Raw genomic sequence first — 11,946 nt, 5'->3', positions numbered from 1 at the left:
GTCTACGGTACTCCGTAGAATTGCTCTTGTGCCCAGGCGACCGGCCGTATATCCCGATGCTCCATCGTGGTTAATCCACAGCGTCGCCAGTTACATCGGAACCGATTCTTCTAAATTCATGATAAAACAAACGACGATGAAATGCAACGGTCATTTAGTTAGAATTCTCTTCTAACTTCAATAATAAACGATCAATCGCTGTACGTATCTCCGCTGCAGCCACCTCATAATCTTCTCGCGACCCGCCATATGGGTCCGATATATCGAAGCTTGGAATACGCTGTTGAATCTCAATCATGCGTTTCCTGTTCTCCATCGGCTTACCTAGCGCATTATTCATTGCCCAAGCCGCATATAGTGTATCCAGCTCTGCAACATCTCGAAGTACAGCTTCATCATCCTCAGCATATTCCTTCAGTGTATAGATTCTACCCACAACTTCTGGGAAATTCCTAATAACATGTTGTTTATGTGCTTGAGTTAAGGTAAGAATTAGACCACTATCACGTACGATGTCTAATCTCAATGTCTTAGAAGTTATCTTGTCATCTATATTATGATCACGCAGTACCGCTTCTGCATGTCGAGAAATAGGAATCCCTTCGCTAGCAGCTACACCTGCAGACTGTACCTCAAGCTTAAGTCCACGTTCTTTAGCTAATTTCCGGAGAATAGCTTCCGCCATGGGGCTACGGCATGTATTTCCTGTACACACAAATAAAATACGCAACACGTTTCTCCACCTCCAAAATATAATAATTTTCTCCATTGTATCAAATGATAAACATGAGTCCAAATGCTAGTAATACCACGCCCCCTAGAGCCTCACCATAGTCTCCAAGATTACGACTCACTTTCCTCCCAAGGAGAAGACCCATGATCGACATTAACCCCCCGAAGAACCCGAATATTAGAATCGTCACTAGCAGATCACTTTTAAACATCCCCATAGAAACCCCAACTGAAAATGAATCAATGCTGACACTCAGTGAGAAGAGAATCATCCCTCCCCATGAACGGTGATTTACGGGCTTGGCAAATCCGCCACGAAAAGCATTCACAATCATATGTCCTCCAAGTAACACTAATAGCCCACCTGCGACATATCCAGTAACCTTTCCCAACAGCAACCCAACATATTGTCCAGTAAACATTCCTAACAATGGCATGATTATATGAAAAAAACCGATCATTAAGCTTATTCTTAGAATATGCAACAATCGAATTCCTCTCATCCCAATACCCACACCAAGTGAAAAGGCATCCATTCCCAAAGCTGCCGCCATGATAAAAATTGTAATGAGCTGCCCCAACCCGGCAGAATTCTCTAGCATGAGTATACCTCCATGTCCGTTTGTACTTTTGCTTATGTACAACCATATGCGGACAAGAAGTGAAACATGTCAAGGCACAGAGCAACTCCCACTGCCTCAGCAAAAAAAGTAGTACTAACCTATATCGATAATCCGTCCGCCTGCAGCTTTAATAAGTCGATTCATTATAGCTTCACCAAGCCCTTCCTCCGGGCACGCCTCAGACAGTATATAATCGACCGCCATCTCATCAAATAGTCGCAGTGATGCATAAAGCTTATGTGCGGTCTCAGCTGGATTAACCAGCGATCCGAGTGAAATGACAACACTTGCCGGATTTAAACCATAGAAAGGGATGTGCTCATCGAAAGCAAGTAAACCCGTCACAGCTCCTTCATGTGCAGCCTTGTCCAACAAGAACTTAATCTTAGTCGCAACAACCTGCGCTGATGAGCCACGCACAATGTTCAGCTCGCCTTGCGGAGCATAGTGAGTGTACTTTACTCCCGGAGAACGCGGTGCCTCAGAATCAACCGTATTAACGTGAGTTCTTACCGCCTGAAGTCCCGGTGAGATCGCAGACTGCGCTTCTTCGTCTGCTCCTCCTGTACTAATAACGGTAGCGCCTGTCGTTGCAGAAAGTTGTTCTATCGTAATACCCCCGGGTCGCAACACTTGAATCTGCCCATTTGAGAATACCCGCACTACAGTAGATTCAAGACCCACACCGGCTGGACCACCGTCGAGAACCCCATCAATCCTACCTACCAAGTCTTCTTGTACGTGTGACGCAAGTGTGGGGCTAGGCCGTCCAGAACGATTCGCACTGGGGGCAGCAATCGGGCAACCCGACGCTGCAATCAAGGCCAGTGCAACAGGATGGTCAGGCATACGTATACCCACCGTATCCAGACCTGCGGTAACTCGAGGCGAGAGCACATTCGGACGCAGAGGGAGTACAATCGTGAGCGGACCCGGCCAATAAACATCCATTAGTGTGAGGGCAACAGCAGGGATTTCTGTGACAAGCTCCTCTAATTGCGAACGTTCGGCAATATGAACGATTAACGGATTATCTGCTGGGCGTCCTTTTGCAGCAAACACAGCTTCTACTGCCGCTGTACTTCGGGCATCTGCTCCAAGACCATATACAGTTTCTGTGGGAAAGGCTACGATTCCACCCTTTTGTAAAAGCTCCGACGCTTCCTTCATGGCTTGCTTAGTAGCTACATCTTGTTTAGCGGTCCCTTCACCTTCCTCAGATAAGGACTGTACATTCCAATAAGCCGTTGTCACCCTTTTCCACTCCGTTTCGTTACCCATTCCCACATCAAGACTATGAGTCATTGTTATATCCCAAGCTTTCTATATAAATTTCATTATCATTACTTTCATTTGATATTCCTTACACAGCGAAAAAGCGCCACCAAGCCAGGGCGATGTTCTACCCAACGGCTGAAGCACTTAAGCTATCAACTTCTTCCTATGTTAGCATAAAAGCTTATGTAATTAAATTCTGACTTACTTCCCTATATACTAAATTATTCCGTTTTATAATCAATCTTGAAACTGCCCTCGGTGCAATCACCGATAATCTCCAACTTATATTTCCCGTCTTTGTCCGTTTTTATTTCTTCCGTTCCCGCTTGATTCGTAACTAGTTCTTTGATTAGCACATCATCGGGATCATATAGTTTTATGGATAAATCCCCTTTTTTGACGGACCATTAAGGGTTGTGCTTTGGTTCATCTAAAATAATCCTTTGATCCAATCCAAGATTCCGATAAGGAAATCCCATAGGAAGAAGCGTACTTCCGGTTCTTGATTAGAAGCTGTAGAAACTTGCTTCACTGCCAGTTCTTTAGAATCACCTGTTCCAGCTGCTTGTACCTTCGCTTCAGGCGTTGTAGCTACTGCATCTCCACTCCCCGCATCGATGAAGCACAGCGGCGGAAATAGTACACACCACCAGTTCTGACCTCTTCCTTCACCCAGGGTAACGCGCAGTGCTTCATAATCTCCCGCTGGATACACTGTCCCCCCATATAACTTGGTTGGGAAAGGGACTACACTAAGCTCGACATTATAAGCGTAGTTAATACCTCGATTACTCAGTTCTCTACCCACTAATCGATTTAAATCATCCATATGATTACGAATGGTTTGTCTTGCCTGATCCAGGTTTTGCGGATCCTCAAGCTCTCCCACCCATCCGTTCATTTCCGCTACAATGGCATCTCTAATCTCTCTTTTGATAAGTTGATCTTCCACACGATCTGAATTCGCTAGAATACGTAACCGGATCGAATCCTCTGGAATAGGCCCTCCCACTACAGATGCATCTGTACGTTGCGCGTCCCACGACATCACAAGCATAAATAATAAACTAAATATAATAGCTGCTTTCTTCACTAATACGCGTAGCACGTCTTGAGTATGTTCATCCAACTTGATAGCATTCCACTTCACGTCAACCACTCCACTCTATCGATTCATACTTGTCAGTATGTCCGCTTCTGAGAGAGTCCAAACCTATTAATCTATTAAACTTAGAAGAAAAAAAACAAAAACCACTCCAATAAACCTCATAGGTTTACAAGAGCGGTTCGAATCATTTCTATATCTTATATATTCATATCAATTTGGATTTCCAACACTAGAATAGTTCGCAGGTTGAACCACGAATTCATCTTCTTCATCCTGACTATGGACTCGTACGCTCATGACTATACCAATACTAGCCATATTAATAAGCAAGGATGTTCCTCCGAAACTAATGAAAGGGAGTGTTATCCCTGTTAAAGGCATAATTCCAATAAACGCACCGATGTTCTCAAAAATTTGATATAACATCATGGCGACTACACCCACAATGAGGTAGGGCCCCGCTCGATCTTTGCACTCCAATGCAATCAGAATCATGCGATGAATCATTATAAAATAAACTAAGAGCAATACAGATGCCCCGATAAATCCGAACTCCTCAGCGATCTGCACAAAGATAGAGTCAGAATACGTGTACGGTACACGTTCTGATTGAACCGAAGTCCCCTTCATATACCCCTCACCACTCATACCACCAGAACCAATTGCACGCTTCGCGTTATCGGTATGGTACAGAGCTTTAGCTGTTGCCTTCTCAGGAACAAGCCAAGGATCGAGCCTTTCGATCCAGTGATCCTTACCGATAGATTCCAAAGATGTTTTGATATTGTCATGAAAATGGATATACCCTTGAATTCCACCAATGATGGCTCCAATCATAATAACCATAGCAATCATAGCATGGGAAAATTTAATATTGCCGATCCAAATTAAACCCAACAAAATAATGACATAACTGCCTGAGTTCCCAAGATCGTTCTGTAGGATAACCAACACAAATGGAATAAAGGCTATCATACCAACCGGGACAACATCGCGCCAAAAGGTTAACTGATTCTTATTCTTGCGAACAAGAACATAACTTAGGAAAAGGATTAAACACAATTTAAAAAGTTCCGCAGGCTGTAATGAAAGTCCACCCACATCTAACCATCCGGATGCACCGTTTTTGGACTTCCCAAAAAAACTCACAACGCCAAGCAAAGATAACCCAAATAAATAAATATATAAGGAGTATTTGATTAATAGTCGGTAGTCAATCATGACCAATACGATAAAAGCGACAAAAGATACGGCATAGTATTTTAACATCGTCAAGTGATGTCCATCATACGTCGCTCTTCCGTTAGTTACGCTATATATAGACAGTATACTAATTGCCATAAGCGCAAATAGCGCTACTACTATAATAAAATCTATTTTTTTTAACTTTCGAAGCATGTGCCGCCCTCCAGTGCTGAGGCTTCCTGCCTCTTGTGCCCCATTAGAGCACTTAACTCTATTGTATAGGATTAACCCTTCAAAATTCAAATAAACTATCTACACCGATAACATGACGATCTATCCCTGCTAAATCAGGAACAATGATGATCTCATTCCAATGCCCCGCTTGACGTAACATATTAGCAACGTCCTTAGCCTGACCCATTCCCAGCTCAAAGCCGATGATTCGGGGAGGTGCAACGAGTAGATCGATCTGCTTAATCATGATGCGATAAGGCCATAGCCCATCGTCACCGCCATCCAGTGCCAAGCGCGGCTCGAAGTCGCGCACTTCGCGCTGCAGACCGGCGATTGTATCCGCCGGTATATACGGTGGGTTGGACACAACAATGTCCAACGTCATTCCGGCAAACGGCGCAAGCAGGTTGCCTTCACGAAAGGCAACGGCTGTCGCATGACGAGCCGCATTACGCTCGGCTACGCGAAGCGCCTCCGGCGAGATGTCGCTGGCGTAAACGCACAGGCCCGGGGCCTGCGAAGCCAGCGTCACGGCAATGGCACCGCTGCCGGTGCCGATATCGGCGACCACGATCGGACGATCTGCCGAAGCGCAGCCTGAGGCGGATTCTTCGCCTGCTGTAGATGCAGCGGCGCGGCCTGGCCATAGCCGCTCGATCTGCTGTAGAACCACCTCGACCAGCAGCTCCGTCTCTGGCCGTGGAATTAACACGGCCGGCGTTACAGTAAAGGGCAGGCCGTAGAACTCCTGCTCTCCAATGATGTACTGCGCAGGCTCACCCGCTGCTTTGCGGGTGACCACATCTTCCCAAGCAGCAATGGCTGCTTCTGGGAAAGGCTCTGGCAACATCATATAATAGGCAGTGCTAGACAGACCCAGGACATGCTCAAGCAATAGTTGAGCATTCCTTTGCGGTTCCAACACGCCGCATTGAGTTAAAAAAGAGGAAGCCTCCGCAAAGGCTCCCCGTATACTTTGCTTTGGTGTCATAACAAAAGCTACGTTATTCAAAGCATTATTCCCCTTTATCCATCAAATCAGTTTGCTCAGCAATACTTAAAGCAGCGATAATATCTTCCATATCACCATTCATGATCTGGTCCAGCCTGTGTACAGTAAGACCGATACGGTGATCGGTTACGCGGCTCTGCGGAAAGTTATACGTACGAATGCGTTCACTGCGATCGCCTGTACCGACTTTACTTTTACGTTCGCCTGCGTATTTAGCTTCTTCTTCTAGACGCGTCATATCTGAGATACGCGTACGAAGTACTTTAAGCGCTGAGTCTTTATTCTTATTCTGTGATTTACCATCTTGGCAAGTTGCCACAATACCCGTAGGAATGTGAGTCACTCGCACAGCAGATTTCGTCGTATTAACGGATTGTCCACCCGCACCACTAGAACAGAACGTATCCACACGAATATCTTTGTCATGAATTTCAATCTCAAATTCTTCCGCTTCTGGCATAACTGCCACGGTCGATGTCGACGTATGAATGCGTCCACCAGATTCAGTCGTTGGAATGCGTTGCACACGATGTGCACCACTTTCAAATTTCATTTTGCTATAAGCACCACGACCGTTAATCGAGAAGATTACCTCTTTAAAACCACCTAGGTCATTGCTGTTCATATCCATGATTTCTACTTTCCAACCTTGCGCATCGGCATAACGAGTGTACATACGATACAGATCGGCGGCAAATAAAGCTGCCTCATCCCCGCCTGCTGCACCACGAATTTCAACAATGACGTTCTTGTCATCATTAGGATCCTTCGGTAATAGAAGTAAACGTATCTGACTATCCAACTCTTCCTGACGAGATGTCAATTCATCGATTTCCATCTTGACCATCTCACGCATTTCATCATCTAGCTTCTCACCTTGCATTACTTTTGCAGCATCTAACTCTTCAATAACCGTTCTATATTCAGTAAAAGCCTCAAATGCAGGCTGCAAATCTGATTGTTCTTTAGAATACTCCCGTAACTTTGTGTTATCACTAACAACGTCAGGGTCACAGAGCAGTTCGCTCAGTTTTTCATAGCGGTCCGCCAAGGATTGTAATTTATCCAACATTGGGGGTCACCTCTCCTTTTCAAGATCAAACCAATACAATTTCGACTCTTTATTATATCACGTATTATAAATAATTTATATAAAGAGAACTATTTTCCACGGCTTGTCATTACATTATGGATTATCTTAGTACATACAGTATGCCAAGCTTCGCTTAAACTACACGTGCATCCGCCTATTGTGCGTACTGTTTGGTTTCATTTCAAATATATAAAGGGTTATTCTAGCATTTGGGGATGAAGCACAAATGGAAGGAATGATGGCCATTCATTGTGAGAAAGCGGTAAATAATCACATCCAGCGACAACCCACATGGTGAGAAGGATACAATTATTTGCCCCTATGAATTAAAATCACATGAATAAGCCTGCCACGTGGGCAAACTTATTCATGTGCAATGGGTAGTACTCTAAACGTTGAAACGGAAATGCATAACGTCTCCGTCTTTCACGAGATATTCTTTACCTTCTAAACGCACCTGTCCACGTTCCTTAGCAACACCCATGGAGCCAGCAGCGACTAGATCATCGTAGGACACGACTTCAGCACGAATAAATCCGCGTTCGAAATCCGTATGGATAACGCCTGCTGCCTGCGGTGCTTTCATTCCTTTACGAATCGTCCATGCACGAACTTCTTGGACACCAGCTGTAAAGTACGTATACAAGCCAAGTAGACTATATGCGGCTTTGATCAGACGGTTAAGACCAGACTCTTCTAGTCCTAACTCTTCCAAGAACATCGCTTTGTCTTCACCTTCAAGTTCTGCAATTTCCGCTTCTACTTTAGCACTGATTGGCACAACTGCGGAATTCTCTGCCGCTGCGAAATCCTTCACTTGTTGTACATACGGATTACTGTCAGCATCAGCAACGCCATCTTCACTAACATTAGCTGCATATAATACTGGCTTAAGTGTAAGTAAATGAAGATCACGAACAATCGCCTTATCATCATCACTTAGTTCAATACTACGTGCTGGCATATCGTTATAAAGAGCTTCCTTCACGCGTTCAAGAACTTCCACTTCGATAGCGATCTTCTTGTCACCATTTTTCAGGTTCTTACGTGAGCGATCAATACGCTTCTCAACACTATCAATATCCGCCAAAATAAGCTCCAGATTAATCGTCTGGATATCGCTGACAGGATTCACTTTACCATCAACATGTGTCACGTTCTCATCTTCAAAACATCTAACAACGTGAACAATCGCATCCACTTCACGGATGTGCGCTAGAAATTTGTTACCAAGACCTTCGCCCTTACTTGCACCACGAACAATTCCAGCAATGTCTATAAATTCAAATGCTGTAGGAACCGTCTTATCCGGAGTAACCAATTCCGTTAGCTTGTCTAGACGCTCATCTGGTACTTCAACAACCCCTACGTTTGGATCGATCGTACAGAAAGGATAGTTCGCAGCTTCTGCTCCTGCTTGTGTGATTGCATTAAACAACGTGGACTTACCTACGTTCGGTAATCCAACAATACCTGCTTTTAAAGCCATTTATATGACAACTCCCATTTTAGGTAATTGATCTTGCTATATATAATGAACTACAACCTCTGTTGCTAAATCCATATCCATGATTATCATATGATACACTTGCAAGTTGTTCTCTAGTTCAATGTATATATCATAATGCAGACTGATCTTACCCATTATATATTAGAACATATAAGCCAGCAAGGATTAGACGCGGATAAACGTACATATATGGTTCAACGTTCAGCTCACAGCACTTAAACAACCCTACTACATGGGTTACTGTCCCACAATAATTGGTTGAATTAATCTTCAGTCGCACATTGAGACTTCTACATGATATCCGGACGATGGTCTTAAATAAAACGCCATAAAGCTACTTCATCCTTATGACGTTCCAACGCAATATTAAAGATTCTTCGACATACTTATATCTGTCACTTCATACCCCATCTTCTGGTACAAGCCAAATGCAATCTTATTATGTCCAAATACATGGAGCGAGATCTTATCTACTTGCAGACGTTTCGCTTCTACTTCCAAAGCCGACATGGTTTGCGTACCGTAGCCTTTTCCTTGGTAAGTCTCATAGATCGCGATGTCACCATGTGAAATCACTTCCTTAACCTACATTATCCAGAAGAAACGATTACATCGTTCCTCCCATCACTCTTATATTTATTAAAAAGGAAACCAATATGGCCCTAGCCCCTTCAACCTTAACCACAGACCTAATCCGAACAACAATACACTTACACCAATCATCATCCAATCCAACGATTTCATGTCCTTGCCACTATACCAAGTACGGCGTTTCTGAGTACCAAAGCCCCGAAGTTCCATAGCATTTGTGACCGAATCAATTCGATGTAGTGCAGATTGAAGAACAGGTACTACAACAGCGGAGAGATTACGAAATCGCTGCATTAACTTACCATCCTCTTTCGAGATTCCCATCCCACGAGCTTGCATCGAATGTAGCGTACTTCGAAACTCTGCTGTTAATTCCGGAATATACCGCAAAGCAATACTCACGGCATAGGCGATTTTATAAGGAATTCCTATCCTATTTAAGCTAGCGGCGAATTCACTTGGCTGAGTTGTAAAAATACACAACAACGTAATTGGAAGCAACGTTAAATATTTCGCAGACAAAGTCAGTACATAAAAGAGTGTCTCCGCATTTATCGTGTTATACCCAAGTGGAATCAATGGGGTATTCGTACCTGTTAGTCGTGTGCCAAAGGTCGGTGTAATCAACACAATAAACACACTATTAAGAACGGTAAAGATAATCATGATCCAGAACAAAAATGCAATTCTTTTGAAAGGGATACCTGCTGTAACAAGTAAAATAACCCCTAACGCCAGCATCACTCCAAACACACGTAAGTCTAAAAAAAGAAAGGTTAGGATTGTCCATATCGCGAACAGGCATAGTTTGACCGCCCCATCCAATCGATGAAAGAGGGAATTCCCCGGTTCATATAGGCTTCCCGTTCTATTCATAGCCCTTCTCCTTTTCATAGTTGATAAAAGCTTGAACCAAACGTTCAGGCTGTTCTAAGTCGTTGAATCTTGCGAATACGGAGAGTGAAGTCTCCTTCAGATGCGCTGTACTCGTAACTTCATGTTGGCTTAATACGGAGGCTACCGTATCCTCAGCGATCACTTTACCATCACTCAGCACTACCGCTCTCTGAGCGTACTCTAAGGCTAGATACATGTCATGGGTAATCAGGAGAAATGCTAATCCTTGCCCTGCCAGTCCACGAATGAAATCCATAAATTCTTTATAATGGTGATAATCTTGTCCTGCTGTCGGTTCATCTAATATCATAAGTTTCGGCTCTAGAATAAGAATGGATGCAATACTGAGTCTCTTCTTCTGTCCATAACTAAGAGCAGATACCGGCCAATTACGGAATGGATGTAGTCCACACACTTTCAGAACATGTTCTACACGTTCCTTAATTTCATCTGCAGCCACACCTCTAACCTTCAATCCGAGGCCAACTTCCTCGGCAATCATATGCTGTGTAATCATGTGGTTCGGATTCTGCATCACATAACCGATTTGCTCCCCGCGGCGGCGAATCGACCATGAGCTGATATCCTCTCCTGCATAGATCACCCGACCCAACTGAGGTTTCAAAATACCGGTAATTAATTGCGATAGTGTTGACTTTCCAGCTCCATTATTACCGAGCAATGCCACAATTTCACCTGTACCGACATTTAGCGAGACATCCTTGATGACAGACTTATCTTTGTCATATCCAAACTCAACACTCTTTAGTTCGAGTAATGGCGTACTGGTGGGAATAGGGTCACCCTTCCCAATATCACGTGTCCAAGCATCTAATTGGTCTTTCAAACCGGGAATGTCGAGCTTCTGAGGTACACTTAGCCCATTCACACCATCTAATGAAATGCCTGCATACTCCATGGCATCCGTATAAAGCGGTGGACGCAGTCCATACTTCCGTAGCAATCCAGAAGAAAGAATGTCGTCAGGCGTACCTATCACGGCAATCTCTCCTTGGTTCATGAGTACAATACGATCAATTGGCTCCTGTAGAACATCCTCTACTCTATGTTCGATGATAATCGTTGTTTTTCCACTTTGAACGTGAATATCATGAATGAGCTTCATCGCCCGCTTCCCACTCACTGGATCTAGATTCGCCAGAGGTTCATCAAATAGAAGTACTTCCGCATCTGTAGATAGCACCCCCGCAAGGGATACACTTTGTTTCTGTCCACCAGATAAATCGTAGGGACTTTGTTCTATATTGTGGAGCATTTCAACCATCGTCAGAGCCGAAATAACTTGAGCTTTCATGTCTGGACGTGAAACACCCTTGTTTTCCATAACAAAAGCAACGTCTTCCCCAACGGTGAGACCAACAAACTGAGAGTCCTGATCCTGAAGAATGGTTCCAACTGTGTTGCTAAGTTCAAATATACTTAAATCGGATGGATCACGACCATCGATTGACAAGCTACCACTGGTCTCACCTTTATACGTAAAAGGGATTAGCCCATTGATACAATGGGCTAACGTTGACTTTCCAGAACCACTAGGTCCTGCAATCCATATTTTCTCACCAGCATAAATATCTAGTGTGATGTTCTTTAATGTTGGTTCGTTCTGACTCTTATATCGGAAGCTATACTGTTGAAACGAGATGATGGGCTTCATGTAATTTC

12 protein-coding genes and 1 riboswitch are annotated in these 11,946 nt (G+C 43.9%); all 12 genes read right to left on the bottom strand.

Annotated elements, in window-relative coordinates; genetic code table 11:
- Positions 1-23: 23 nt before the first annotated feature.
- Positions 24-104: riboswitch (ZMP/ZTP riboswitch) on the bottom strand.
- 50 nt (positions 105-154) lie between these two features.
- Positions 155-733 (bottom strand): low molecular weight protein arginine phosphatase, encoded by a 579-nt coding sequence (locus PGLA_RS10535; protein WP_145939536.1) that lies wholly within the window; start codon positions 731-733, stop codon positions 155-157.
- A gap of 40 nt (positions 734-773) precedes the next feature.
- Positions 774-1,334 (bottom strand): manganese efflux pump MntP, encoded by a 561-nt coding sequence (locus PGLA_RS10530; protein ID WP_068532311.1) that lies wholly within the window; start codon positions 1,332-1,334, stop codon positions 774-776.
- Positions 1,335-1,448: 114 nt separating this feature from the next.
- Positions 1,449-2,660: an L-threonylcarbamoyladenylate synthase gene (locus tag PGLA_RS10525; protein WP_145939535.1), complete on the bottom strand. Its 1,212-nt coding sequence runs from the start codon at positions 2,658-2,660 to the stop codon at positions 1,449-1,451.
- 194 nt (positions 2,661-2,854) lie between these two features.
- Entirely contained in the window at positions 2,855-2,989 is a 135-nt protein-coding gene (locus PGLA_RS29395) for a hypothetical protein (protein WP_281197288.1), read from the bottom strand.
- A 74-nt stretch (positions 2,990-3,063) separates the two neighbouring features.
- Positions 3,064-3,690 (bottom strand): stage II sporulation protein R, encoded by a 627-nt coding sequence (gene spoIIR, locus PGLA_RS10520; RefSeq protein WP_245699810.1) that lies wholly within the window; start codon positions 3,688-3,690, stop codon positions 3,064-3,066.
- Positions 3,691-3,951: 261 nt separating this feature from the next.
- Positions 3,952-5,139 carry an FtsW/RodA/SpoVE family cell cycle protein gene (locus PGLA_RS10515; RefSeq protein WP_068532309.1) on the bottom strand — a complete coding sequence of 396 codons (1,188 nt, stop codon included), beginning with the start codon at positions 5,137-5,139 and terminating at the stop codon, positions 3,952-3,954.
- Between the two features lie 79 nt (positions 5,140-5,218).
- Positions 5,219-6,151 (bottom strand): peptide chain release factor N(5)-glutamine methyltransferase, encoded by a 933-nt coding sequence (gene prmC, locus PGLA_RS10510; protein ID WP_068532580.1) that lies wholly within the window; start codon positions 6,149-6,151, stop codon positions 5,219-5,221.
- A 25-nt stretch (positions 6,152-6,176) separates the two neighbouring features.
- The gene (gene prfA, locus PGLA_RS10505) at positions 6,177-7,244 is read right to left on the bottom strand and encodes a peptide chain release factor 1 (RefSeq protein ID WP_068532307.1); all 1,068 of its coding nucleotides are present in this window, start codon (positions 7,242-7,244) and stop codon (positions 6,177-6,179) included.
- A 409-nt stretch (positions 7,245-7,653) separates the two neighbouring features.
- Complete coding sequence (gene ychF, locus PGLA_RS10500) at positions 7,654-8,754, bottom strand: redox-regulated ATPase YchF (RefSeq protein WP_068532305.1); 1,101 nt, start codon at positions 8,752-8,754, stop codon at positions 7,654-7,656.
- Between the two features lie 387 nt (positions 8,755-9,141).
- Positions 9,142-9,351 carry a GNAT family N-acetyltransferase gene (locus PGLA_RS10495; protein WP_068532303.1) on the bottom strand — a complete coding sequence of 70 codons (210 nt, stop codon included), beginning with the start codon at positions 9,349-9,351 and terminating at the stop codon, positions 9,142-9,144.
- A gap of 63 nt (positions 9,352-9,414) precedes the next feature.
- The gene (locus tag PGLA_RS10490) at positions 9,415-10,242 is read right to left on the bottom strand and encodes an energy-coupling factor transporter transmembrane component T family protein (RefSeq protein WP_068532301.1); all 828 of its coding nucleotides are present in this window, start codon (positions 10,240-10,242) and stop codon (positions 9,415-9,417) included.
- Positions 10,235-11,938, bottom strand: a complete 1,704-nt coding sequence (locus PGLA_RS10485; protein ID WP_068532299.1) for an ABC transporter ATP-binding protein — start codon at positions 11,936-11,938, stop codon at positions 10,235-10,237. The genes PGLA_RS10490 and PGLA_RS10485 overlap by 8 nt, the downstream gene beginning before the upstream one ends.
- Positions 11,939-11,946: the final 8 nt, after the last annotated feature.

The organism is Paenibacillus glacialis, from assembly GCF_001637205.1.
Taxonomy (GTDB): Bacteria; Bacillota; Bacilli; order Paenibacillales; family Paenibacillaceae; genus Paenibacillus_AQ; species Paenibacillus_AQ glacialis.
This window is presented reverse-complemented; position numbering and strand designations above follow the sequence as displayed.

Excerpts from the sequence above, each read along its gene's own strand:
- PGLA_RS10530 (WP_068532311.1), bottom strand. The coding sequence starts at position 1,334 with ATGCTAGAGAATTCTGCCGGGTTGGGGCAGCTCATTACAATTTTTATC.
- PGLA_RS10525 (WP_145939535.1), bottom strand. The coding sequence starts at position 2,660 with ATGACTCATAGTCTTGATGTGGGAATGGGTAACGAAACGGAGTGGAAA.
- spoIIR (WP_245699810.1), bottom strand. The coding sequence starts at position 3,690 with ATGCTTGTGATGTCGTGGGACGCGCAACGTACAGATGCATCTGTAGTG.
- PGLA_RS10515 (WP_068532309.1), bottom strand. The coding sequence starts at position 5,139 with ATGCTTCGAAAGTTAAAAAAAATAGATTTTATTATAGTAGTAGCGCTA.
- prmC (WP_068532580.1), bottom strand. The coding sequence starts at position 6,151 with ATGACACCAAAGCAAAGTATACGGGGAGCCTTTGCGGAGGCTTCCTCT.
- prfA (WP_068532307.1), bottom strand. The coding sequence starts at position 7,244 with ATGTTGGATAAATTACAATCCTTGGCGGACCGCTATGAAAAACTGAGC.
- ychF (WP_068532305.1), bottom strand. The coding sequence starts at position 8,754 with ATGGCTTTAAAAGCAGGTATTGTTGGATTACCGAACGTAGGTAAGTCC.
- PGLA_RS10490 (WP_068532301.1), bottom strand. The coding sequence starts at position 10,242 with ATGAATAGAACGGGAAGCCTATATGAACCGGGGAATTCCCTCTTTCAT.
- PGLA_RS10485 (WP_068532299.1), bottom strand. The coding sequence starts at position 11,938 with ATGAAGCCCATCATCTCGTTTCAACAGTATAGCTTCCGATATAAGAGT.